Consider the following 23,017-nt stretch of genomic DNA (forward strand, 5'->3'; position numbering starts at 1 on the left):
CGTGGACCGACGCCTACAACCTTGCCCGCCCACACGCCGGCATCAAAGGTCTCACACCCTGGCAGCGTGTGAACAACCTTCTTGGAAACGACACCTAGGCCGCGTTCGCCGCGGATCGGGAAGGGGAAGCCGAAAGCCCCGGCGAGGTCTTGGGAAATCGCCCGCGATCCTGCTAAGCCCTTCCCATGCTGACCGATCCGCTGTTCTACGCCGTCGCCATCCCCGCCGTGATCCTGCTGGGCCTGGCCAAGGGCGGGTTCGCCGGGATCGGGGTGGTGGCGGTGCCGTTGATGGCGCTGGTCATCTCGCCGGTGCTGGCCGCGGCGATCACCCTGCCGATCCTGCTGGCCCAGGACGTGGTCAGCGTCTGGTCCTTCCGCAGGACCTGGGACAGGGGCCTGCTGGTCCTGATGCTGCCGGCCGCGGCGGTCGGCGTCTTCGTCGGCTGGCTGCTGGCGGCCCGGGTGTCGGTGGCGGCGGTCGAGCTGTCGATCGGCGTGATCTCGATCGCCTTCTCGCTGCAGCGCCTGTGGGCCGAACGGGCGGCCAAGGCCGCCGAGGCGGTCGAGGCCGGGCCGGGTCGGCCCCTAATAGGGTTGGGGCTCGGCGCCCTGTGCGGCGCGATCGCGGGCTTCACCAGCCAGGTGGCCCACGCCGGCGGCCCGCCGTTCCAGATCTATGTCCTGCCCCGCCGCCTGCCGCGCGACGTGTTCATCGGCACCAGCGCCATCTTCTTCGCCACCGTCAACTGGATGAAGGTGCCGGCCTATGTCGCCCTGGGCCAGTTCACGCCCCAGGTGCTAACCACGGCGGCCGTGCTGCTGCCCCTGGCCCTGGCCTCGACTTGGGCCGGCGTCTGGCTGGTGCGCCGGGTGCCCGCCGAGGGGTTCTACCGGGTGATCTATGTCCTGCTGATCGCGGTCGGGGCCAAGTTGGCCTGGGACGGGGCCCACGGCCTGCTGGCCTGAACGAAACCTGAGCGAAATAACATCGGCGGCCCTATCCCAGCCACGATGATCGGCGTTTATATGTCACCGATCGCGCATAGAGTGGGGCCATGACCGAGACGACCAGCATCATCCCGACCACGCCCGCGGCGCAGGTTCCGGCGACGGTCGCGGCCACCCACTATCCGACGCCGGCCGCCAAGTGCGCCGACCTGGTGGTGCACCTGGCCGGCCTGGCCTGCGCCCTGCTGGGCGGCGGCATCATGCTGGGCCTGGCCTTCGGCCTGGGTTCGCTGAGCCAGGTGGCGGCCATCGCCGTCTACACCGTCGGCCTGATCACCATGCTGTCGCTGTCGACCGCCTACAACTTCGCCAAGGCCCGCTGGCGGCCGCTGCTGCGCCGCTTCGACCACGCCGGCATCTTCATCATGATCGCCGCCTCCTACACCCCGTTCACCACCCAGAACCTGCATGGCTGGTGGGCGATCGGCATGACCACGGCGGTGTGGTCGGTGGCCGGCGTCGGCGTCGCCGCCAAGCTGTTCCTGCCGGGCCTCGACAAGCGCTTCTGGGTCGGGCTGTACCTGGCGCTGGGCTGGCTGGTGCTGGTGGCCATCAAGCCGATGATCGCCGGCATGGGGTGGGCAGCCCTGCTGCTGCTCGCGCTTGGCGGCGTGATCTATTCGACCGGTACGGTGTTCTACCTGATGAAACGGCTGAAGTTCCGGCGGGCGATCTGGCACGGTCACGTGATCGGCGGCGCCGGCCTGCACTACGCCGCCGTGCTGGTCGGGGTGGTCCTGGCCTCCAGCGGTCACTCCTGACCGTCCGTCCGTCGAGTTTGCCTTGAACACCCCGTCCGATCCCAAAAAGACCGTCCAGAGCTTCTTCCGGGATCGCGCGGCGAACGGCCAGCGCGGCAAGCGCCTGTCCGCCCCGCTGGGCCATGCCGACAACGCCATCGAGGCTGCCGGCTTCCCCGGGGTGCGGCTGAGCATCGACGAGGCCGACGAGGCCCTCCGCAGCGTCGCCGACCGCCTGGCCCCGATGCGGCCGCTGCTGGGGCGCGACGACTTCAACATCCTGGCCCTGTCCGGCGGCGCGGCCGGCGGCGCCTTCGGGGCCGGCGCCCTGATCGGCCTGACCAAGGCCGGGACGCGGCCGCAGTTCGCCATCGTCACCGGCGTCAGCACCGGCGCCTTGATCGCCCCCTTCGCCTTCCTCGGCCCAGCCTGGGACGACCGCCTGGCCGAGGCCTATGTCGGCGGCCACGCGGCCGACCTGCTCAGCCTCAAGAGCCTGGGTCCGACCCTGGGGCCCAGCCTGTTCCGCGGCGACTCGCTGGACGGGCTGGTCGCGCCGTTCGTCGACCTTGAGATGATCGAGGCCATCGCCGGCGAGCACGCCCGCGGCCGGCGCCTGTTGATCGCCACCACCAACCTCGACAGCCAGAAGGCGACGATCTGGGACATGGGCGAGATCGCCAGCCGGGGCGGCGAGGCGGCCGTTCGGCTGTTCCGCGACGTGCTGGTGGCCTCGGCCACCCTGCCCGGCCTGTTCCCGCCCAAGCTGATCGACGTCGAGGCCCCCGACGGTCATGGGGGCCTGACCCGTTATCAAGAGATGCACGCCGACGGCGGCATCGCCGCGCCGCTGTTCCTGATGCCCGACGCCCTGCTGCGCTGGCGCGAGCTGGGCCAGCGCCTGCGGCGCGGCCGGGTCTATGTGATCTTCAACACCGTGCTCGACCCCTCGCCGCGCACCACCGCGCCAGGCGTGACCTCGATCATGAGCCGCAGTTTCGAGACCATGCTGCGGTTCTCCTACCGCCAGGCGCTGAGCGTGGCCGCGGGCTTTTGCGCCCGCCACAACCTGCCGCTCTGGTCGGCCTCCATCCCGGCCAGCTTTTCGGACTTCAACATGATGAAGTTCGAGACCGCCGTCATGCGGCGGACCTTCGACGACGCCCAGGCCCTGGCGATCAGCGGCCAGCTGTGGTCCAGCGCCATCCCGACCCCCGAGCCCCTGTGGCGCGGGCTGTTCAAGCGCCAGGCCGGGGCCCGGCGGCAGGCGGTCAAGGATCCGATCCTGACGCCGGCCCTGGCCGCGCCGGACGAACCGCCCATCGATCTGGCGACCGATCCGGCGGTGGCCTCAGGCGTCGAACGGGAAGAGCCTATTTCTTGAGGTAGCGGGCGCGCAGCTTCTCGACGCGCGGCGGATCGGCCCGGAAGTCGGCGGCCAAGCCAAGGCGGGCGTTGCAGGACGGGCAGCGCACCGAGTCCTCGTCGGCCAGCTCGGCCGGCGGGTCGAAGCGCGTGCCGCAGGGCTTGCACTTGAAGTCACCCGTCGGCGGTGGCGGGGCGGGCTGCGGCGGCGGCTCGGGGGCCCTCAGCACGACGCGCTTGGCGCCGGCCGGCCGCGGGATGCGCTCGAGCGGCGGCGGGCCGCCCGGCGCGGCGACGCCGCTCTTCAGGCTCAGGATCTTGCGGCGAGGGGGCTCGCTATCGCTCATGACGCTGGATGGCTCGGCTGGAGGCCCGGCTGCAGGCTTCGGTGAAAGACGGGCGCTAGCTGCATGATCTGAGCCCGAAACTCAAGCGCCGAAGCGTGGGACGCCGGCGCGGCGGTCCTACCAGTGCGGCCTCAGGCTGAACGAGAAGGCGACCATCTCGTCCTTCTGGGTCGCCATGCCCATGATCTGGTCCTTGGCCCTGATCTTGCGATGAACATAGCCGAACGAGGCCTGCATGGGCCCCTTGCGCCAGGCCAGGCCGGCCTGGCCGTCGCCGACCAGCTTGCTGCTGGTGTCGGTGGTGACGCCGGCCCGGCTCCAGTCGCCGTCGCCGCTGCGCAGCATGTTCAGGCCGACGGCCTGACCGCTGGCGGCCGCGAACATGTACCAGCGCCCGCGCTGGCCGAACTGGCGGCCGTCCTCGACGCCCAGCGAGTCCACGACCCGGTCGCCCATCTTCTTGCCGAACCGCACCGTGGCCCCGGCCTCCGCCGAGCCGCCGGCCCCGCCGATGCCCAGGCCGGCGTGCGGCGTGACGTCCAGGGCGTACTTGCCCGCGCCCAGCGACACGGCGGCCGGCCAGCCGCGGGTGACGGTCACGTCGACGTCGCGATCCTCGAAACTGTCCTGCTCGGGCCGCACCAGGGCCAGGGGCCGGGTCTTGCCCACCGGCGCGACGCTGGCCACCGACACACGCACCGAGTCGACGGCGTGATGGCCCTCGCCGACCACGAAGGCGTTGGACCGCCAGGTGACCGGGCCGCGGCCTTCGTAATAGCGGTTGGCGTCCAGCAGGCCGGCGTCGCCATAGGCGCCGGCCGGCGACAGCGAGAAGGCGGGATCGGCGTCGCGCGCGGTCTTGGCGGCGGGCGCCTCGGCGAAGCCGACCGCGCGGCCGGCGGGCCGAACGTTGCGGACGCCCAGGTCCACGGGCGCACCGGCGCGCAGGTCGACGACAAAGCTGGGCGAGGCGGGCTTGCGAGCGGCGCTGGACGTCCTATCTGAAAGCCTGGACGACTTGCCAGCTTTCGGTGGGATGGACCGCGTCGGCGCGGCCTGCGCGGTGGCGACAGCCAGAGCGCTTACCCCCAAGATCGCGACAAATGCCGTGCAAGCACGCATTCAGGTCCCCAGAACCCTTTTTCCCCACCGAAAGCCTACTCGGAATCCGTATGACGTCCATGGGACAAATCCCCACGTCATGAACATTTCTTGGAAGCTAAGGTTCCCGACGCGAAAACGGCGCCGCGGGGATCCGCGACGCCGTTGATTTCAGGGTTCGCCGAGCGTTACCCGGGCCAGGTCACTGGCAGGCCAGGCATTCCTCGTAGTCGGTCTTGGACGGCGCGTCGAAGCCGTTGGCGGGGCCCGCCACCGCGACGTCGGAACCGGCGTAGGACGCCCGCTGCACCGACTTGGAGCGCAGGTAGTACAGCGACTTCACGCCGCGCTCCCAGGCCTGCCAGTGCAGCATGTGCAGGTCCCACTTGTCGACGTCGCCGGGCAGGAAGATGTTCACCGACTGGCTCTGGCAGACTTCCGGCGTGCGGTCGGCGGCCAGTTCGACCACCCAGCGCTGATCCAGTTCGAAGGCGGTCTTGTAGACGTCCTTGTCGTCCTGGCTGAGGAAGTCGAGGTGCTGGACCGAACCTTCGTTCTCCAGGATCGAACCCCAGACCGCGTCGGTGTTCTGGCCCTTCTCTTCCAGCAACTTCTCCAGATAGGGGTTCTTCACCGCGAACGAGCCCGACAGGGTCTTGTGGGTGTAGATGTTAGCCGGGATCGGCTCGATGCCGGCCGAGGTGCCGCCGCAGATGATCGAGATCGAGGCGGTCGGGGCGATGGCCAGCTTGTGCGAGAAGCGCTCCAACGAGCCGCGCTCGGCGGCGTCGGGGCACGGGCCCTTCTCCTGGCCGATGGCGATCGACGCCTTGTCGGCCTCGCGGCGCAGGTGCTTGAACATCCGCATGTTCCAACTCTTGGCCAGGGCGCTCTCGAACGGCACGTTCTGGCTCTGCAGGAAGCTGTGAAAGCCCATCAGGCCCAGGCCCACCGAGCGTTCGCGCATGGCCGCATAGGCGGCCGTCGAGGCGGCGTCCGGGGCGCGGTCGATGAAGTCCTGCAGGACGTTGTCGAGGAAGCGCATGATGTCCTCGATGAACATCGGATGGTCGCGCCACTCCAGGAACGTCTCGGCGTTGACCGACGACAGGCAGCAGACCGCCGTGCGGTCGTTGCCCAGGTGGTCCAGGCCGGTGTGCAGCATGATCTCGCTGCACAGGTTCGACTGGCGGACCTTCAGGCCCAGCTCGCGCTGGTGCTGCGGCATGGCCCGGTTCACGGTGTCGGAGAAGATCAGGTAGGGCTCGCCGGTCTGCAGGCGCAGCTCCAGCACCTTCTGCCACAGGGCGCGGGCGTCGACCTCGCGCAGGACCTCATTGGTCTTGGGCGAGCGCAGGCCGAACTTGTGGCCGTCGCGGACGGCGTGCATGAACTCGTCGGTGATCGAGATGCCGTGGTGCAGGTTCAGGGACTTGCGGTTGAAGTCGCCCGACGCCTTGCGGATCTCCAGGAACTCTTCGATTTCCGGGTGGTGGATATCGAGGTAAACGGCCGCCGAACCGCGGCGCAAGGACCCTTGGCTGATCGCCAGGGTCAGGCTGTCCATCACGCGGATGAAGGGGATGATGCCGCTGGTCTGGCCCTGGCCCTTGACCTTCTCGCCGATCGACCGGACGCCGCCCCAGTAGGTGCCGATGCCGCCGCCGTTGGCGGCCAGCCAGACGTTCTCGTTCCAGACGCCCAGGATGCCGTCCAGGCTGTCGTTGACCGCGTTCAGGAAGCAGCTGATCGGCAGGCCGCGCTCGGCGCCGCCGTTGCTGAGCACCGGGGTCGACGGCATGAACCACAGCTGGCTCATGTAGTCGTAGACGCGCTGGGCGTGGTCGGCGTCGTCGGCGAAGGCCGTCGAGACGCGGGCGAACATGTCCTGATACGACTCGCCCGGCAGCAGGTAGCGATCTTCCAGCGTGGTCTTGCCGAAATCGGTCAGCAGGGCGTCGCGCGAGCGATCGACCTCGACCTTGCGCACCAGCGCCAGTTTCGGACGTTCAGCCTTCATGCCGCCGGTGCGGGCCTGGGGGATCGCCGTCGTCTTCGCCGCTTCACTGCCGTTCATGATCAAAATCCATAATCAATCAGCGTGTTCCGGAAAAGGGAAGTCCCGTCCAGCCGCTATATCTTGTGGCCGAGGAGCCCCCTCAGCCCACATATGGGGCCACAGTGGCTAATGACTCGTCAACGACGAGATGCGCCTCCGAAGCGAGTTTTTTCTTAACAAGCTGTGAACGAACGCCGGTCCCTCGGAAGATGCTGGGCGCGATCAACGGGTTGCCTGATCAAGGCGATGACGCCTGCGACGCCCTGTCGCGGCCAACAAAGAAGTGATCCGGCCGCGGAGCGGATTCGCCCAAAAGGCGCTTGCCAATCCAATGCGCCCGAACGGCGGGCTTCTTCGGGAGGATGGCCCGGGCGCGACGCCTCAAGCGGCGCACCAACCGCCCGCGTCCCGCCGATCAACGCCCAAAAGAAAAGGGCCCGGCGTCGCCGCCGGGCCCTCAACCTTAGTGACGATCTTGATCTTAGAAGTTGATCGAGATCGTGGAACGGCGGTTCAGCGGTTCCTTCACACCGTCGCCGGTGGCGACGGCGGGGGCGCTTTCGCCCTTCCAGTCAACGGCCAGGGTGTCAGCGGCGACACCGGCGCCGACCAGGGCGTCAGCCACGGCCTTCGCACGACGCTCCGAGAGCTTGGCGTTGTACTTCGGCGAACCCGAGGTGTCGGTGTGACCGACAACCACCAGCTTGGTGGCCTTGCCCGAGGTCGCGTAGTTCGCAGCTTCCGAAACCACCGACTGGGCTTCCGGCGTCAGCACGTACTGATCGAACGGGAAGTAGACGATGAATTCGCGCGCTTCGTACTGCGCCACCGGCGGAGGCGGCGGGGGCGGAGGCGGAGGCGGCGGGGGAGGCGGCGGGGGCGGCGGCGGCGGGGGAGGCGGCGGCGGCGGCGGGGCGGCGAAGGAGTACCGCAGACCGACGGTCAGCGACTGGTCCTTGTACTGGCCCTCGAACGTGCCGGGGTTGATCGGGCCCGAGCTGGTGGTCTGCCAGGCATGATCCTGGGTCGCGAACCAGCGGTAGGTCACGTCGACCTTCAGCTTGTCGGTCGCCTTGATTGAGGCGCCGGCAATGGCTTGCCAGGCGACGGCGATGTCGTCGTCGTCGGCGGTCAGGTTCTGGATCGCCGGGTTGGTCGCGGTGACCGGGCCGACGCCGCTGTATTGACCCAGCGCGCTGACGTCCAGGCGGTTGATGCCGACACCGGCGCCCAGGAACGGGTTGATCCACGAGTCCGGCGCGAAATCGTACAGGACGTTGACCATCAGCGACCAGGAATCGATCGAGCCCGACGGGCTGCCGCAGTTCGGGGCGGCCGTGGTGCGGGTCACGCCGGGGGTGCAGAGGCCGATCGGCTGCTGACGGACCGGGTTGCCACGGACGCTGAGCAGGTCGCCGGGGCGATAGCCGCCCTCGACTTCGGCGCGCCAGTTCGGGTTGAACTGGTAGCCTAGGCGGACGAAGCCGGCCCAGTCGTTATCCGTCGCCCAGGTCCAGTGCGCCGGGGCGCCGTCCCGCACGTTCTGCTCGGATTCGGTATTGATGCCCTCGGGCCAGTGGTAGCCAAGGTCGACCGCGCCGTACCAGCCGGTCTCTTGGGCCGAAGCGGCGCCAGCGGCGAACACCGCGGCCAGAGCCACCCCCGCCAGGAGTTGAAGTTTCATATCAAGAGCCCTCTATTGCCCTGCACCGGCCGAGACCGACCGAGCATTGTTATACCAAGGCGCGCGATCCGCGAAAGTGTCAGCAGAGCAACACCCGCCAGGTTTCGGCATCCCCTAGAGACGACGCCGCGAACACCTGACCGCCCCCGCAGAATCAACTTCCGAGCGTTTCGGCTGACTGTCCCGGAAAAAGCGCCAGCGCGGTACCGGTTCGCACGTGAATCCGCGCAGCGCAAGGCCTTGAGCACGTTTTGCCCCTTCGAGGCGCGTAAAAACGTCACGTCCGGCCAGGAACTCCACCGCAGCGCACAAGGGGCGCCGGCTACCTCAGTCGAGCGTCCTGCGGTAGCGCGACATGGCGGCGGCGGCGATCGCCACGACAAATACCGCCAGGGCGGCAAGACTTGTCCACAGGTCCACAAGCCCCAGTCCTTTAAGTAAAGACCCCCGCACCACCCTCAGAAAATGGGTCACGGGAATCACGCTGCCCAGGGCCTGGGCCCAGGCCGGCATGCCCCGGAACGGGAACATGAAGCCCGAAAGCAGGATCGACGGCAGAATGTAAAAGAATGACATCTGCACGGCCTGCAGCTGGTTGCGGGCCACGGTGGAGATCAGGAAGCCCAGCGACAGCGACCCGAGGATGAACAGCACCACCCCCAGAGCCAGAGCGTCCCAGCCGCCGGCCATCGGCACCGAGAACAGCACCCGCGCCAGGACCAGGATCACCACCGTCTGGATCAGGCCGACCACCACATAGGGCGACAGCTTGCCGATCATCACCTCGATCGGCTTGGCCGGGGTGGCCAGCAGGCTCTCCATGGTGCCGCGCTCATATTCGCGGGTCATGCCCAGCGAGGTCATCATCACCAGGGTCAGGGACAACACCACGCCCAGCAGGCCGGGCACGATGTTGTAGGCGGTGATGGCCTCGGGATTGTAGCGTCGGTGGATCACCACCTCGAACGGGTCCTCGTCCCGTCGCCCGGCGGCCCCCACGAGGTCGCGGGAAAGCGCCGTGCGCGGAAGGTTGGCCAGGGCGGCGATAGCTCCGCCGGTGGCGGCGGGGTCGGACGCGTCGGCCTCGACCAGGATCTGGGCGTCGTCGCCGCGCACCACGCGCCGCGTGAAGTCGGCGGGGATGGTCAGGGCGAACTGCACCTCGCCCCGGGCGATGGCCTGGTCCAGTTCCTCGGGCGAGGCGGCCTCGCGGACGATCTTGAAATAGCCGTTATGGGCCAGGGCCGAGAGCGCCGAGCGGGCCATCGGTCCATGGTCCTGCACCAGCACCGCCGTGGGCAGGTCGCGCGGGTCGCTGTTGATGGCGTAGCCGAACAGCAGCAGCTGGACGATCGGCATGACCAGGATCATCGCATAGGTCAGCCGGTCGCGGGTGAGCTGGATGAACTCCTTGGTCAGCACCGCCAGGATGCGGTTCAGCGACAGGCCGCGATCGACGGGCGCCGCCGGATCGGAAGGCTTGGCGTCCATTGGGGCGCCCATTGGGGCGCTCATTGGAAGTTGTCCTTCGACGAGGCCATCAGCTGGATGAACACGTCCTCCAGGGTGGGCGAGACCTCGGTCCAGGTCAGCGGCGGCTTGCGATAGGGGGCGATGGCCGCCTCCAGCGCCGCGCGGTCCTGGCCGCTGACGTGCAGGGCGGCGCCGAACGGCGCGGCCATGGCCACGCCCGGCGCCCTGGCCAGCTCGCGGCCCAGGCGATCGGCGCCGGGCCCCTCTGCCCGGAAGGTCGTCAGGCCCGATTGGCCGATCACCTCGCCCAGGGTCCCGCGCGCCATCAGCTTGCCATAGGCGATGTAGGCGATGTCGTGGCAGCGCTCGGCCTCGTCCATGTAGTGGGTCGAGACCATGACGGTCAGGCCCTCGGCCGACAGGGCGTGGATCTCATCCCAGAACTCCCTTCTTGCCTGGGGGTCCACGCCCGCCGTGGGTTCGTCCAGCAGCAGCAGGCGCGGCTCGTGCAGCACGCAGGCGGCCAGGGCCAGGCGCTGCTTCCAGCCGCCGGACAGGCTGCCGGCCAGCTGCTTCTGGCGGTTGGCCAGGCCCAGGCGGTCCAGGGCTTCGTCCACCCGCTCCCGACGGCGGTCCAGGCCGTAGATCCGGGCCGTGAAGTCCAGATTCTCGCGGATCGACAGGTCCTCGTAGAGCGAGAACTTCTGGGTCATGTAGCCGGTCTGGCGCTTGACCGCTTCGGCGCGCCGCCGAAAGTCCAGGCCCAGCACCGTCCCCTCGCCGTCGTCCGGGGTCAGCAGGCCGCACAGCATGCGCAGGGTGGTGGTCTTGCCCGAGCCGTTGGGGCCCAGGAAGCCAGTGATCTTGCCCGCCCCCACCTGGATGGTCAGGTCCTGGACTACATGCTTGTCGCCGTACGACTTGTCCAGGCCGCGCACGTCGACGGCCAAGTCGGCGGCGCTCACTGGCCCGCCGCCTTCAGCGGGACCACGTCGACCGGCAGGCCGGGCGGCAGGTCGGCCGGATGGTCCGGCAGGGCCTCGACCAGGAACACCAGCCGGTCGCGGGCGTCGCGGCTGTAGATCACCGGCGGGGTGAACTCCGCCCGGGGACTGACGAAATTGATCCGTGCGCCGAGGCCGGTCCCGCAGCCGTCGCAGGCGAAGGCGATCCGCGTGCCCGGGCGATAGAGCGCGACCTCGGCCTGAGGCACGTAGAAGCGCAGGCGCACCCGGTCGTCGACCAGCAGGGCCACCACCGGCTGGTTGGCGGCCACCCACTCGCCGGGCTGGTAGAAGACGTCCTGCACCCGCGCGGCGGCCGGGGCCCTGGGGCTGATCTGATCCAGGCGGCTCTGGGCGACCGCCAGCTGGTCGCGGGCCGCCGCGGCCTGGCTTTCGGCGGCGCGGACGGCGTCGGTTCGCCCGCCCAGGGTTCCGACCCGGCGCTGCTGCTCGACGGTGCGGACATTGGCCTGGGCGGTCTTCAGCGCGGCGCGCGCCTGGTCGAGGCGGGCGGGGGCGTAGATGCCCTTGGCGGCCAGCGGCGCGACCCGATTGTAATCGGCCTGGGCCTCGGCGAGGGCCGCGGCGGCGGCGGCGCGCTGGGCGTCGTAGACCGCCAGCTCGTCGGGCCGCTGGCCCTTGGCGGCGTCCAGGGCCTGGGACTGGGCGGCGGCGGCCTGGGAGGCGGCCTGGTCGCGGGCGGCCACCAGCTGGGCGGCGTCCAGGGCGAACAGCGGCTGGCCGACGGCGACGCGTTGGCCGCGCTGGACCGACACCGTGCTGACCGGACCGGCCGCCGAGGCGCCGACATAAAGCGTCTCGCCCTCGACATAGCCCGACAGCCGCCGGGGATGGGCCGCATCCGGGCCCCAGAGCCGCCAGGCGACGAAGCCGGCCAGGCCGACGGCGGCCACGACCAGGACGATGCGGACCGGCGGCTTCATGCGCCCTCCTCCGGCTTGACCAGCATGCCCTGCAGGACGACCTCGGCGTGCTGGGCCAGCAGGGCCTTCAGGTCGATCGGCTTGACCCCGACCGGCACGAACACTTCGCGCCACAGCACGCCCAGCAGCAGGGGCCCGGCGAGGCTGAACACGTAGAGCTGGGGATCGCCGGGCCGCACCTCGCCGCGCGCCTGGGCGGCGGCCACCGCCGCACTGATCGCCCCCAGCATCACCGAGACCACGTCCTCGTGCCAGACCTTGGCCAGCTCCGGGAAGTTGCGCGACTCGCCGATCACCATCTTGGCCACCGCGCCCAACCGGCCCTCGGTGATCACCTCGGCGACGCGGGCGAAGGCCAGGCGGATCAGGTGGCCGAACGGCAGCGGGCTCTGGGCGATGAAGCCGGCGACGGTGGCCAGGTTGGGGACGATCGTCTCGCGCACCACCGCCCGGAACAGGTCCTGCTTGGTTTCGAAATAGAGGTAGAGCGCCCCCTTGGAGACCCCGGCCCGGGCGGCGATGTCGTCCAGCCGCGCGGCGGCGAAACCCTTTTCGGAGAATACCTCCAGCGCCGCGGCGATGATCTCGCCGGGCCGGGCCTCGCTGCGTCGTCGCCACTTGGGCTGGCCGGTCTGCATGGCAGGGGTGCTCGATGTATATAACTGACGGGTCAGTTATATACGAAATCGGGACCATCGCAAGCTCCGGCGAAGGTCGTGCTCCGCAGGTGAACCCGATGTCACTATGTCGAAGACCGCATCGCCCCTAGGTTGCCGTCCGAACCTCGGCAGCGGACCTCATTGATGAGTTTCATCCCCCGGACTTCCCCGACCTCGAGCCTGCCCCCGCGCGCGAGCGGCCTGGCGCGGCGCGAGTTGCTCGCCCTGGCGCCGGCGATTCCGCTGGCGCTGTCCGGTGCGGCGAACGCGGCCGGGACGGCGGATCCGGTGGGAACGATCGTCGCGGAGTTCGTGCGGGCGGGCCGCGTCGACGGGATCTCCGCCGCCGTCGTGCATGGCGGACGCACCCGCTTTCACAACGCCGGCCTGATCGCGCGCGGCGGCTCCACGCCGGCGACCGAGCGCAGCGTCTACGAGATCGGCTCGATCTCCAAGACCTTCACCGGCCTGCTGCTGGCCCAAGCGATCCTGGAGGGCCGCGCGGCCGCCTCCGACGAAGTGCGCAAATACCTGCCCCCGGGCTACGACAACCTGGCGCGCGGCGATCGCCCCGTGCGGCTGATCGACCTGGTCGACACCACCTCGGCCCTGCCGGACAACCTGCCCGACTGGCGCCAGGCGATCGGCGACGCCAAGCCCGACCAGATCCCGTTCATCGCCGCCAAGCTCCTCGACGGCTATACGTCCCAAACGCTGATGGCCGACCTGCGCACGGCCAGCCTGGTCGACACCCCCGGCGCGGCGCCGCGCCACTCCAACGTCGCCTCGCAACTGGTCGGGATCGTGCTGGAACGACTCTACGGCCGCCCGTACGAGGCCTTGCTGGCCCAGTATGTCGAGCGGCCGCTGGGCATGGCCTCGGGCGTCGCCGCGCCGTCGGCAGCCCTGGTCGCCCAGGGCTACGACCCCAGCGGCCCCGCGACGCCGGCGCTCACCGCCCCCGTGGTCCGCGCGGCCGGCGGGCTGCGCTATTCGGCGGCGGACATGGCCCGCTACCTCGCCGCGCAACTGGCGGCGCGCGATCCCGCCGTCACCCTGACCCACCAGCCGGCCTGGGGCTCGCCCGACACCGGCGCGATCGGCTTCCACTGGATGATCGCCAAGACCGCCGACAGCCAGGTCTATCTGCGCCACGGCGGCGGCACGTTCGGCTTCTCGAGCTACTGCGATTTCTATCCGGACAAGGGCTACGGCATCGTTCTGCTGGCCAATCGCGCAGGGCTCGAGGGCGCGCTGCAGTCGGCCGCCGACGCCGCGCACGAGGCGCTGTTCGGTCGGCCCAAGGGGCTGGCGGCGCTGGAGGCCGCGCTGGAGCAGAGCCGTTACGCCGACGTCGCCGCCTCGGTCGCCGACGCCCGCCGCCGCTTTCCGGAGCTTCATCTCACCGAGGAGCGCGTCAACGGCTGGGGCTACCGCCTGCTGTTCGCGCCGCGCCCCGCCGAAGCCAAGGCGCTGTTCGGCTACAATGTCGCCCAGCACCCCGACAGCGCCAACGCCCACGACAGCTACGCCGAGGCGCTGGCGGCGACCGGCGACAAGGCCGGGGCCATCGCCGAATACCGCCGCTCGCTGGTCCTCGACCCGGCCAACGACAACGCCCGCAAGATGATCGCGCGGATCTCGGCGGGACAGTAGCGTCTTGGTCCGAAAACCTCGTCCTTCGACAAGCTCAGGATGAGGTTTTCGACTGCCGCCGCCTAGACAATGGTCCCCATCCTGAGCTTGTCGAAGGACGAGGACCAAGCATCGGGCAAAACGCCCTAGACCCTACCCGCGTCCCGCAGCCGCTTCCTCTTCCCGCCCAGGGCGTCCGGCCGGTTCAGGACCTTGCGGTATTCGTCGCGGCGTTCGTGGATCGAGGCGATGACCAGGCCCATGGGCACGCCGATGTCGACCAGCACGGCTTCCGACAGCTGCAGGCTGGCCTCGATGGTCTCGGGCACGGCGTCGGTGGCGCCCAGCTCGTAGAGCCGGGCGGCGTGGCGGGCGTCGCGGGCCCGGGCGACGATGGTCAGGTCGGGGCGATGGCCGCGCGCCGTGGCCACCACCGCCTCGGCCGCTTCCGGCGAGTCCATGGTCACCACCACCGCCCGGGCGTGGTCCAGGCCGCAGCGCTCGAGCAGCTCGACCCGCGAGGCGTCGCCGAAATAGACGCGGTGGCCGGCGCGGCGGCCCTGCTGGACGAAGCTCGGGTCGCGGTCGATGGCGATCCAGGGCAGGTCGTGGCGGTCCAGCATGTCGCCGACCAGCCGCCCGACGCGGCCATAGCCGACCACCAGCACCCGGCCGGCCGGTTCCTCGCTGTGCAGGCCCACCAGGTCGGGCGCCTCGCTGACCGGCGCCGCCGCCTTCCTGGCCAGCCGCCCGCCCAGGCCCGACAGCAGCGGGATCAGGAACATGGTCAGGGTTGCGGCCACCAGCACGGCCTGGCCGACCTGGTCGGAGACCACGCTGGCCGCCATGGCGTTGTCCAGGATCACGAAGGCGAACTCGCCGCCGGCCGCCAGGGTCAGGGCCGCCTCGATGGACGCCCGGTTCGACAGGCCGAACAGCCGGCCCAGCCCCATGATCATCACCCCCTTGACCACGACCAGCCCGACGGCGACGCCCAGCACCAGGGCCGGCGAGGCGACCAGCAGCGACAGGTCCAGGCGAATGCCCAGCGACACGAAGAACAGGCTGAGCAGCAGGCCCTTGAACGGCTCGATCTTGACCTCGACCTCGTGGCGGTACTCGGTCTCGGCCAGCAGGATGCCGGCCACGAAGGCGCCCAGGGCCATCGACAGGCCCGACAGCGACGCCACCAGCCCCGCGCCGATGATCACCAGCAGGCAGGCGGCCATGAACATCTCTTCGCTCTTGGCCTTGGCTACCGAGCGCATCATCGGCCGCAGCGCCAGGCGGCCGAACAGCACGATCACCCCCAGGCCGATCACCGCCGGCCCCAGGGCCACCAGGTCGCCCAGGCCGAACGTGCCGTCGCCCCGGCCCAGGATCGCCAGGGTGATCAGGATCGGGGCCACCGCGAGGTCCTGGAACAGCAGCACCGAGAAGGTCGCCCGCCCGCCCTCGGCGTGCAGCCGCTTGCGCTCGACCAGCACCGGCACGGCGATGGCGGTGGACGACAGGGTCAGGGCCGCGCCGATCGCCAGGGCCGCCACCGGCGGCTGGCCCAGGGCCATGCCGATCGCCCCCAGGGCCAGCGAGCAGCCGATCATCTGCAGGGCGCCCAGGCCGAACACCAGCTTGCGCATCAGGCGCAGCCGCTCCCATGACAGCTCCAGCCCGATCATGAACAGCAGGAACACCACCCCGAACTCGGCCAGCTGGGCGATTTCCTGGGGGTTGTCGACGGTGACGTAGTCCAGCCACGGGAAGGTGTGGCTCAGCGCCCCCAGGCCGAACGGTCCCAGGATCACGCCGGCGATCAGGAAGCCGAGGATCGGGTTCAGCTTCAGCCGCTTGAACAGCGGCGCGACGATGCCCGCCGTGGCCAGGAACAGCACCAGGTCCTTGTAGTCCGCCGGCGATATCGCGTGGTTCACGTGCCCCTGCCCCTCTTCGCGCGTTCTAGCTGGCGATCTTCAGTCTCACGCCCGCCCCGGCCTCGGCCCCTTCGCCGCCTCCCGGCGGGATCAGCGCGACGCCGCCGGCTTCCAGCGCGTCGATCAGCAGGCGTTCGGTGCTATGGTGCAGGGCGTGGCGCTCGGTCTCGAAGTCCTTGACCGTGCTGCGCGATACGCCAGCCCGGTCAGCCAGCTCGCCCTGCGACCAGCTGAGCAGGCCGCGCGCGCCCCGGCACTGGGCCGGCAGGAGAATTTTGGCGTGGGGCATCTGGCGCTCCAGGTCGGCTCACCCATATTGGTTGACTACGCCCGAAAACGTTGACCGTCAAGGAGCGCCTTTGCACCATACCTCGCTGATCGCCACCATCGTCGCCGGCCTGGGCCTGGCCTTCGTGTTCGGCGCCATCGCCAACCGCCTGAAGCTGCCGGTGCTGGTCGGCTACCTGGTGGCCGGCGTGGTCGTCGGCCCGTTTACCCCCGGCTATGTCGCCGACCAGGAGCTGGCCCCGCAGCTGGCCGAGATCGGGGTGATCCTGCTGATGTTCGGGGTGGGGCTGCACTTCTCGGTCAAGGACCTGATGGCGGTGCGCAAGATCGCCATTCCCGGCGCCGTCGTGCAGATCCTGGCGGCCACGGCGATGGGGATCGGCCTGGCCCACCTGCTGGGCTGGACGCTCGGGGCCGGGATCGTCTTCGGCCTGGCCCTGTCGGTGGCCTCCACCGTGGTGCTGCTGCGCGCCCTGCAGGAGCGGCGGCTGATCGAGACCGACCGCGGCCGCATCGCGGTCGGCTGGCTGATCGTCGAGGACCTGGCCATGGTGCTGGCCCTGGTGCTACTGCCGGCCCTGTCGGGGATACTGGGCGGCGAGGCCCCGCCGCCGGGACCCGGGGGCCTGTTCGGCGCCTTCGCCATGACCATCGGCAAGGTGGTCGCCTTCGTGGCGCTGATGCTGATCGTCGGCCGCCGGGTGATCCCGTGGATCCTGCACCGCATCGCCCACACCGGTTCGCGCGAGCTGTTCCGGCTGGCGGTGCTGGCCATTGCTCTAGGAGTCGCGTTCGGCTCGGCGGCGCTGTTCGGCGTGTCGTTCGCCCTGGGAGCCTTCTTCGCCGGCATGATCATGGCCGAGAGCGAGCTCAGCCAACAGGCCGCCAACGAGACCCTGCCCCTGCGCGACGCCTTCGCCGTGCTGTTCTTCGTGTCGATCGGCATGCTGTTCAATTGGTCGGTGATCCTGCGCGAGCCCCTGGCCGTGCTGGCCACCCTGGCGATCATCGTGATCGGCAAGTCGCTGGCCGCCTGGCTGATCGTCATCGCCTTCAAGCGCCCGCAGAGCGTGGCCCTGACCATTTCGGCCAGCCTGGCCCAGATCGGCGAATTCTCGTTCATCCTGGCGGGCCTGGGCGTGTCGCTAAAGCTGCTGCCCAAGGACGGCCAGGACCTGATCCTGGCCGGGGCGATCCTGTCGATCCTCCTCAACCCGCTGCTGTTCGCCGTGCTGGACAAGGTGCTGCCCCGGCTGGCCGGGCGGGCGGGCGAACCGGCGGCTCCGGCGCTGGCGGCCCAGCCGCACGGCGTGCTGGTCGGCTACGGCCGGGTCGGCAAGGCCGTGGCCGAGGGGCTGAAGGGCCGCATGCCGCTGGTGGTGATCGAGGACGAAAGCGAGCGGGCCGACGCGCTGCGGGCCGGCGGCTTCGAGGCGGTCCAGGGCAACGCCGTCAGACCAGAGGTGCTGCTGCGGGCCGGCCTGGCCGAGGCCACCCACCTGTTCGTCGCCGTGCCCAGCCCGTTCGAGGCCGCCCGGATCATCGAGCAGGCCCGCGCCGCCAACGCCCGGGTCAAGATCATCGCCCGCGCCTATACCGACAACGACGTCGACCTGCTGACGGAGATGGGCGCCGACCACGCCCTGATCGGCGAGCAGGAAATCGCCCGCGGCATGCTGGCCCTGGCTCCGAAGCGGCCGGCGCCGGCGGCGTCGGTGCATTAGGGGAGAGCTGTTCGCCCTCGCCTGAAACGCCGCCGGTGGCTCGACATGCTGCCGCCGGCGTAAGTTTGCCGAACGATGTCGGTTTCCGGCCGGCGCGTTCGTCATCCCGACGGGACGGCAAAGAGGGCCGCTGACAACCAGGGAGGCCGGCGATGGCCAGGCTCGTGTTCGGAATGATGCAATCGCTCGACGGCTATGTCGCCGGGCCGCCCGGCGGGCCGGAGCTGCCGATGCCCGGCCCGGCGCTTCATCGCCACTTCAACGACCACGTCCGCGGCCTGGCCGGCTGCCTGTATGGCCGCCGCCTGTACGAGATGATGCGATACTGGGACGAGGACCGGCCGGAGTGGGACGCGATCGCCCGCGACTACGCCGAAGCGTGGCGGGCCCGGCCGAAATGGGTGGTGTCCAGCTCGCTGACCTCGGTCGGCCCCAACGCAACGCTGGTCTCGCGCGACGTCGAAGCCTTCGTCCGGCGGCTGAAGGCCGAGATCCAGGGCGACATCGACGTGGCGGGACCGGAACTGGCGGCCAGCCTGACCGACCTTGGCCTGATCGACGAATATCACCTCTACCTGCGTCCGTTCGTGTTGGGCGGCGGCAAGCCCTACTTCGCCGGGGCGCGTCCGCCCCTGCGCCTGATCGCCACCGACCTTGTCCCGGAGGACGCCGTCAGGCTGGCCTTCGCGCCCGCCTGACATGACCGGCTGTGATCCCCCGGCGATCGGCTATAAGAGCACGCCATGACCCGCCTTGCCCTCGCCGCCCTCGCCGCCGCCGTCATCCCCGCCTTCGCCGCACCCGCCCAGGCCGCCGACTATCGCGTCGGCGGGATCGAGATCCGCCATCCCTGGACCCGCCCGGCCAAGGCCGGCATGAACGGGGTCGGCTACCTGACCCTGGTCAATGTCGGCGCCAAGCCGGTCAAGCTGCTGATGGTCCAGAGCCCGGCCGCGCGGTCGGTGACCCTGCACCAGACCAGCCAGGCGGACGGGATCGCCTCGATGCGGCCGGTGACCGACGGGCTGAGGATCGCCCCGGGGGCCAGCGTCGCCTTCGCGCCCGGCGGCTATCACCTGATGCTGATGGGCCTGACCCGCGCCCAGGCGCCGGGCGGCAAGGTTCCGCTGACCCTGCTGTTCGACGGCGGGCGGCGGATCCGCATCGAGCTGGCGGTGGTATCGGCCGCCCCGAACGCCGCCGGAGCCGACCCGATGGCCGGCATGCACCACGACCACTGAAACATGACAAAAAAGTAAGGGACGAAACGCCCCGGTTGATGGCCAAGTCGCGGTTCGGTTTTTCAACGGATCGCTGCTTCATGAAACGAATCTGGTTCGCCGCCGCCGCCATGGCCGCGCTGTCCCTGTCCGCCTTCGGGGCGAACGCCCGCGAAGACCACGACCACGCCTGCCTGAACGCGGCCTGCACCCTGCAGTCGCTGTTCGTCGCCGCCGACACGCCGACGGCCGGCGCCCCGACGATGTCGCTGGAGTCGCCGCGCTACGGGGCCTGGGGCTTCGACATCGCCGGCATGGACCGCTCGGCCAAGCCGGGCGACGACTTCTACAAGTTCGCCAACGGGACCTGGGACGCCAACACCGCCATCCCCAGCGACCGCACCCGCTACGGCAATTTCGACAAGCTGGCCGAGCTGTCGGAAGCCCGCACCAAGGCGATCATCACCGAAGCGGCCTCGGCCAAGTCGCCCGACGCCGACACGGTCAAGATCGGCGCCGCCTACAAGGCGTTCATGGACGAGGCCCTGGCCGAAAAGCTCGACGCCAAGCCGATCGCCCCCGAACTGGCCGACATCCGCAAGGTCGGGACCAAGGACGACTTCACCGCCCTGATGGGCAGGAACCCCACCACCGGCTTCTCGGCGATCCTGGGCCTGGGGATCAGCCCCGACGCCAAGAACCCGACGCGCTATGCCGTCTACGCCGCGACCGGCGGCCTCAGCCTGCCCGACCGCGACTACTATCTCGACGCCAAGTTCGCCGAGAAGAAGACCGCCTACGAGGCCTATGTCGCCCAGATGCTGACCCTGATCGGCTGGGACAAGCCCGCCGAGAACGCCAAGGCGATCGTCGCCTTCGAGACCCAGCTGGCCGAGGCCTCCTGGACCCGCGCCGAGCGCCGCGACCGCGACAAGACCTACAACCCCATGACCCTGGCCGAGCTCCAGGCCTTGACCCCGGGCTTCGCCTGGAACCGCTATCTGGTCGGAACCGAGCTGCCGGCGATCGACCGCGTGGTGGTGACCACCAACACCGCCTTCCCCAAGTTCGCCAGGATCTACGCCGACACCCCGCTCGACACCCTGAAGGCCTGGCAGGCGTTCAAGGTGGCCGACGGCGCCGCGCCGCTGCTGTCCAAGCGCTTCGTCGACGCCAGCTTCGCGTTCCGCAACAAGACCCTGGCGGGCCAGCCCGAGCAGAAGCCGCGCTGGAAGCGCGCCGTCGCCTCGGTCAACGACCAGTTGGGCGAGGCGGTCGGCCGCGTCTATGTGGCCCGCTACTTCCCGCCGGAGTCCAAGGCCAAGATGATCGACCTGGTCGGCAACATCCGCGGGGTGCTGAAGGCGCGCCTGGAGACGCTGGACTGGATGTCGCCGCAGACCAAGGCCCAGGCCGAGGACAAGCTGGCCCAGTTCACCGTCAAGATCGGCTATCCCGACAAGTGGCGCGACTATTCCAAGCTGGTGATCAAGGCCGACGACGTCTACGGCAACGCCCTGCGCTCGGGCGCCTTCGAATGGCGCCACGACGTCGAGCGCCTGAACCAGCCGGTCGACAAGACCGAGTGGGGCATGACCCCGCAGACGGTCAACGCCTACTACAACTCGGTCAATAACGAGATCGTCTTCCCGGCCGCTATCCTGCAGGCCCCGTTCTTCCATCCGGACGCCGACCCGGCCGTCAACTACGGCGGCATCGGCGGGGTGATCGGCCACGAGATCAGCCACGGCTTCGACGACCAGGGCCGCAAGTCGGACGGCAAGGGCGTGCTGCGCGACTGGTGGACCACCGAGGACGCCGCCAAGTTCAAGGCCCAGGCCGACAAGCTGGGCGCCCAGTACGGCGCGTTCGAGCCCCTGCCCGGCGCCAAGGTCAACGGCCAGCTGACCATGGGCGAGAACATCGGCGACATGGGCGGCCTGGCCTTCGCGCTTCAGGCCTACCACGCCTCGCTGGACGGCAAGCCGGCCCCGGTGCTCGACGGCTTCACCGGCGACCAGCGCGTCTATCTCGGCTGGGCCCAGGTCTGGCGCTCGAAGATCCGCGACGACGCCCTGCGCCAGCAGGTGGTCAGCGACCCCCACTCGCCGGCCTATTACCGCGTCAACGGCACGATCCGGAACCAGGACGGCTGGTACAGCGCCTTCGACGTCAAGCCGGGCGACAAGCTGTACGTCGCGCCGGAGGACCGGGTCCGGATCTGGTAGTTGGGGCGGGGGACACGCCCTCGCGGCGTGTCCCCCCTTCAAGCGCGCCGAGCCAGACGGTCAGTGCGCACTGAAGTGGCCGGGGACACGCCGCAAGGGCATGTCCCCGGCGCATGAACCCCGCGTCACAGGATCTCGTGGACTTCGTAGCGGACGCCGCCTGGAATCCGGCCGCCCCGCGCAACGGCGACTATGCCGTTGAGCCAGCCATATTTTTCCGAGGACGTCTCGAAATAGGGGGTAGTGCGGAGATAATAGTCCGAGCTGTCCACGATCTCTCCGCGGGCGAGGCGTTGATCGACCTCCGCCGAAGCCCGGCGGACGCCGCGGTAGGTCATCAGGATCGGGGCGTCGTCCTCGGTCACCAGGAGGAGACGAACATCCTGCTGGAACGCGCCGTCGGCCCTGAGCAGGAGGAGATCGGATCCGATGAGCGGGGAGACATCGCCCTTCAATCGGTCGCCGTCGAAGGACCCGCCCGAAACGGGATAGACGCGACGATCGCCGGCCGGCGTCCGACCCAGTTCGATCATCGGGTGCAGGTGAATGGACAGGTCGAAGAGCGGACGGGATTGCAGGGACAAGTGCGCGGCTCCTTATGTAGGCGTGTGGACGACCTCCTCTGACACCCTGGCCGGCGACGGCAAAACGCGGGTTTCTTACGATCACGACAAGGATGGCTTGTGAAGCGTCCCTCTTTGGAATCCCTGCGGATCCTGGGCGAGTGCGTGCGGTCCGGCAGCTTCGCCGCGGCGGCCCAGACCCTGTTCCTGACGCCGGCCGCCGTCAGCCTGCGCATCCGCACGCTGGAGCAGGACCTGGGAAAGCCGCTGTTCGTGCGCAGAGGACCTCGCGCGACCGCCACCGACGACGCGATCGCGCTCGCGGCGCGCGTCGATCGCGCCCTGGACGACATCGACCTGGCGCTCGAGGCCTTCCACAACGCCCGCCCCGTTATCCGCATCACGGCGCCGCCGAGCTTCGCCTCGCATTGGCTGGCTCCGCGCCTGGAGCGGTATCAAGCCGACAATCCCCGCATCGCCATCGAGTTCGACGTATCGACGGACCTGCGCTCCAGGAGCGGCTTCGACGTCGCGATCCGAACCGGCGGCGGCCCCTGGCCCGGCTGGACATCACACCCGCTGTTTCCCGTCGACCTGACGCCCATGCTCAGGCCGGACCTGGTCGCGCGGCATCGCATCGTCCAGCCTTCGGACCTGGAGCGGCTCATCCTGTTGCCGCATCCGGACTGGCCGCTATGGCTGAGCGAAGCCGGCGCCCCCGCCGACCGCCGGTTTCAATTTGGGGCCGTGGACTATCCCAGCCATGAGCTGAACGCGAACGCCGCCCTGGCCGGCCAGGGCGCGGCGCTGCTGCCGCGCAGCCTGTTCAAGCCGATGGTCGACGACGGCCGCCTGGCCGCGCCGTTCGACCATGCGCTGGGCGACGCCGATTGGCATTTCGCGCTTCTGCACGAGCGGGAGGTGCGGCAAGAGCCGGCCGACCTCGTGGCGTGGCTGCTGTCCGAGGCCTGACCGAGTCCCGACGCGGCCGCATCCGGGCCTTCGCGCGCTTAGAAGGTGATGTGGACCAGCCCGCCGGACG

At 69.7% G+C, this 23,017-nt stretch carries 20 protein-coding genes; 9 read left to right on the forward strand and 11 right to left on the reverse strand.

The window, feature by feature from the left end:
• Nucleotides 1–185 precede the first annotated feature (185 nt).
• The 3 genes from ASD47_RS13765 to ASD47_RS13775 all read left to right on the forward strand — a co-directional run bounded on the left by ASD47_RS13765 (nucleotide 186) and on the right by ASD47_RS13775 (nucleotide 3,134).
• Nucleotides 186–968, forward strand: coding sequence for a sulfite exporter TauE/SafE family protein (locus tag ASD47_RS13765; RefSeq protein WP_056757418.1), 783 nt, complete (start codon nucleotides 186–188; stop codon nucleotides 966–968).
• 89 nt (nucleotides 969–1,057) lie between these two features.
• Complete coding sequence (locus ASD47_RS13770; RefSeq protein ID WP_056757421.1) at nucleotides 1,058–1,771, forward strand: hemolysin III family protein; 714 nt, start codon at nucleotides 1,058–1,060, stop codon at nucleotides 1,769–1,771.
• A gap of 22 nt (nucleotides 1,772–1,793) precedes the next feature.
• Nucleotides 1,794–3,134 (forward strand): patatin-like phospholipase family protein, encoded by a 1,341-nt coding sequence (locus tag ASD47_RS13775; protein WP_082564610.1) that lies wholly within the window; start codon nucleotides 1,794–1,796, stop codon nucleotides 3,132–3,134.
• Here the strand turns inward: ASD47_RS13775 and ASD47_RS13780 are convergent.
• The 8 genes from ASD47_RS13780 to ASD47_RS13815 all read right to left on the reverse strand — a co-directional run bounded on the left by ASD47_RS13780 (nucleotide 3,124) and on the right by ASD47_RS13815 (nucleotide 12,365).
• Complete coding sequence (locus ASD47_RS13780) at nucleotides 3,124–3,462, reverse strand: hypothetical protein (protein ID WP_056757424.1); 339 nt, start codon at nucleotides 3,460–3,462, stop codon at nucleotides 3,124–3,126. The two genes, ASD47_RS13775 and ASD47_RS13780, sit on opposite strands and share 11 nt — an antisense overlap.
• Before the next feature lie 117 nt (nucleotides 3,463–3,579).
• On the reverse strand, nucleotides 3,580–4,392 hold the full coding sequence (locus ASD47_RS13785) for a lipid A-modifier LpxR family protein (protein WP_310030139.1): 813 nt from the start codon (nucleotides 4,390–4,392) through the stop codon (nucleotides 3,580–3,582).
• A gap of 373 nt (nucleotides 4,393–4,765) precedes the next feature.
• Nucleotides 4,766–6,646: a ribonucleoside-diphosphate reductase subunit alpha gene (locus ASD47_RS13790; RefSeq protein WP_156402243.1), complete on the reverse strand. Its 1,881-nt coding sequence runs from the start codon at nucleotides 6,644–6,646 to the stop codon at nucleotides 4,766–4,768.
• A 457-nt stretch (nucleotides 6,647–7,103) separates the two neighbouring features.
• Nucleotides 7,104–8,306 (reverse strand): OmpA family protein, encoded by a 1,203-nt coding sequence (locus ASD47_RS28040; RefSeq protein WP_056757429.1) that lies wholly within the window; start codon nucleotides 8,304–8,306, stop codon nucleotides 7,104–7,106.
• Nucleotides 8,307–8,633: 327 nt separating this feature from the next.
• On the reverse strand, nucleotides 8,634–9,797 hold the full coding sequence (locus tag ASD47_RS13800; protein ID WP_056757432.1) for an ABC transporter permease: 1,164 nt from the start codon (nucleotides 9,795–9,797) through the stop codon (nucleotides 8,634–8,636).
• A gap of 20 nt (nucleotides 9,798–9,817) precedes the next feature.
• Nucleotides 9,818–10,744, reverse strand: a complete 927-nt coding sequence (locus tag ASD47_RS13805; RefSeq protein WP_056757435.1) for an ABC transporter ATP-binding protein — start codon at nucleotides 10,742–10,744, stop codon at nucleotides 9,818–9,820.
• Entirely contained in the window at nucleotides 10,741–11,727 is a 987-nt protein-coding gene (locus ASD47_RS13810; protein WP_056757438.1) for an HlyD family secretion protein, read from the reverse strand. The genes ASD47_RS13805 and ASD47_RS13810 overlap by 4 nt, the downstream gene beginning before the upstream one ends.
• Entirely contained in the window at nucleotides 11,724–12,365 is a 642-nt protein-coding gene (locus tag ASD47_RS13815; RefSeq protein WP_056757441.1) for a TetR/AcrR family transcriptional regulator, read from the reverse strand. The genes ASD47_RS13810 and ASD47_RS13815 overlap by 4 nt, the downstream gene beginning before the upstream one ends.
• A 165-nt stretch (nucleotides 12,366–12,530) precedes the next feature.
• On the opposite strand from ASD47_RS13815, the gene ASD47_RS13820 reads away from it, so the two are divergent.
• Entirely contained in the window at nucleotides 12,531–14,042 is a 1,512-nt protein-coding gene (locus ASD47_RS13820) for a serine hydrolase domain-containing protein (protein WP_056757444.1), read from the forward strand.
• A 125-nt stretch (nucleotides 14,043–14,167) separates the two neighbouring features.
• Here the strand turns inward: ASD47_RS13820 and ASD47_RS13825 are convergent, their stop codons facing one another.
• Both ASD47_RS13825 and ASD47_RS13830 read right to left on the reverse strand, forming a co-directional pair.
• The gene (locus ASD47_RS13825) at nucleotides 14,168–15,952 is read right to left on the reverse strand and encodes a cation:proton antiporter (protein ID WP_056757447.1); all 1,785 of its coding nucleotides are present in this window, start codon (nucleotides 15,950–15,952) and stop codon (nucleotides 14,168–14,170) included.
• Nucleotides 15,953–15,977: 25 nt separating this feature from the next.
• Complete coding sequence (locus ASD47_RS13830) at nucleotides 15,978–16,241, reverse strand: helix-turn-helix domain-containing protein (RefSeq protein ID WP_056757450.1); 264 nt, start codon at nucleotides 16,239–16,241, stop codon at nucleotides 15,978–15,980.
• Nucleotides 16,242–16,311: 70 nt separating this feature from the next.
• On the opposite strand from ASD47_RS13830, the gene ybaL reads away from it, so the two are divergent.
• The 4 genes from ybaL (at nucleotide 16,312) to ASD47_RS13850 (ending at nucleotide 21,412) form a co-directional block, all read left to right on the forward strand.
• Entirely contained in the window at nucleotides 16,312–17,964 is a 1,653-nt protein-coding gene (gene ybaL / locus ASD47_RS13835) for a YbaL family putative K(+) efflux transporter (protein WP_056757452.1), read from the forward strand.
• Nucleotides 17,965–18,116: 152 nt separating this feature from the next.
• Nucleotides 18,117–18,662 carry a dihydrofolate reductase family protein gene (locus ASD47_RS13840; RefSeq protein WP_056757455.1) on the forward strand — a complete coding sequence of 182 codons (546 nt, stop codon included), beginning with the start codon at nucleotides 18,117–18,119 and terminating at the stop codon, nucleotides 18,660–18,662.
• Nucleotides 18,663–18,707: 45 nt separating this feature from the next.
• Nucleotides 18,708–19,205 carry a copper chaperone PCu(A)C gene (locus tag ASD47_RS13845; protein ID WP_056757458.1) on the forward strand — a complete coding sequence of 166 codons (498 nt, stop codon included), beginning with the start codon at nucleotides 18,708–18,710 and terminating at the stop codon, nucleotides 19,203–19,205.
• An 80-nt stretch (nucleotides 19,206–19,285) separates the two neighbouring features.
• The gene (locus ASD47_RS13850) at nucleotides 19,286–21,412 is read left to right on the forward strand and encodes a M13 family metallopeptidase (protein ID WP_056757587.1); all 2,127 of its coding nucleotides are present in this window, start codon (nucleotides 19,286–19,288) and stop codon (nucleotides 21,410–21,412) included.
• A 125-nt stretch (nucleotides 21,413–21,537) separates the two neighbouring features.
• Here ASD47_RS13850 and ASD47_RS13855 read toward each other — a convergent pair whose 3' ends face one another.
• Entirely contained in the window at nucleotides 21,538–21,996 is a 459-nt protein-coding gene (locus ASD47_RS13855; protein WP_056757460.1) for a DUF3237 domain-containing protein, read from the reverse strand.
• A gap of 99 nt (nucleotides 21,997–22,095) precedes the next feature.
• On the opposite strand from ASD47_RS13855, the gene ASD47_RS13860 reads away from it, so the two are divergent.
• A complete protein-coding gene (locus tag ASD47_RS13860) occupies nucleotides 22,096–22,947 on the forward strand; it encodes a LysR substrate-binding domain-containing protein (RefSeq protein WP_056757463.1) in 852 nt (283 codons plus the stop codon).
• The last annotated feature ends 70 nt before the right edge of the window (nucleotides 22,948–23,017 follow it).

The sequence above is a fragment of the Caulobacter sp. Root1472 genome, from assembly GCF_001426985.1.
GTDB classification, from domain to species: domain Bacteria; phylum Pseudomonadota; class Alphaproteobacteria; order Caulobacterales; family Caulobacteraceae; genus Caulobacter; species Caulobacter rhizosphaerae.

Bases quoted from the DNA above. Each gene is read 5' to 3' on its own strand.
- ASD47_RS13845 (WP_056757458.1), top strand. From the start codon at position 18,708: ATGACCCGCCTTGCCCTCGCCGCCCTCGCCGCCGCCGTCATCCCCGCC.
- ASD47_RS13770 (WP_056757421.1), top strand. From the start codon at position 1,058: ATGACCGAGACGACCAGCATCATCCCGACCACGCCCGCGGCGCAGGTT.
- ASD47_RS13815 (WP_056757441.1), bottom strand. From the start codon at position 12,365: ATGCAGACCGGCCAGCCCAAGTGGCGACGACGCAGCGAGGCCCGGCCC.
- ASD47_RS13765 (WP_056757418.1), top strand. From the start codon at position 186: ATGCTGACCGATCCGCTGTTCTACGCCGTCGCCATCCCCGCCGTGATC.
- ASD47_RS13810 (WP_056757438.1), bottom strand. From the start codon at position 11,727: ATGAAGCCGCCGGTCCGCATCGTCCTGGTCGTGGCCGCCGTCGGCCTG.
- ASD47_RS13780 (WP_056757424.1), bottom strand. From the start codon at position 3,462: ATGAGCGATAGCGAGCCCCCTCGCCGCAAGATCCTGAGCCTGAAGAGC.
- ASD47_RS28040 (WP_056757429.1), bottom strand. From the start codon at position 8,306: ATGAAACTTCAACTCCTGGCGGGGGTGGCTCTGGCCGCGGTGTTCGCC.
- ASD47_RS13840 (WP_056757455.1), top strand. From the start codon at position 18,117: ATGGCCAGGCTCGTGTTCGGAATGATGCAATCGCTCGACGGCTATGTC.
- ASD47_RS13820 (WP_056757444.1), top strand. From the start codon at position 12,531: ATGAGTTTCATCCCCCGGACTTCCCCGACCTCGAGCCTGCCCCCGCGC.
- ASD47_RS13830 (WP_056757450.1), bottom strand. From the start codon at position 16,241: ATGCCCCACGCCAAAATTCTCCTGCCGGCCCAGTGCCGGGGCGCGCGC.
- ASD47_RS13800 (WP_056757432.1), bottom strand. From the start codon at position 9,797: ATGGACGCCAAGCCTTCCGATCCGGCGGCGCCCGTCGATCGCGGCCTG.
- ASD47_RS13850 (WP_056757587.1), top strand. From the start codon at position 19,286: ATGAAACGAATCTGGTTCGCCGCCGCCGCCATGGCCGCGCTGTCCCTG.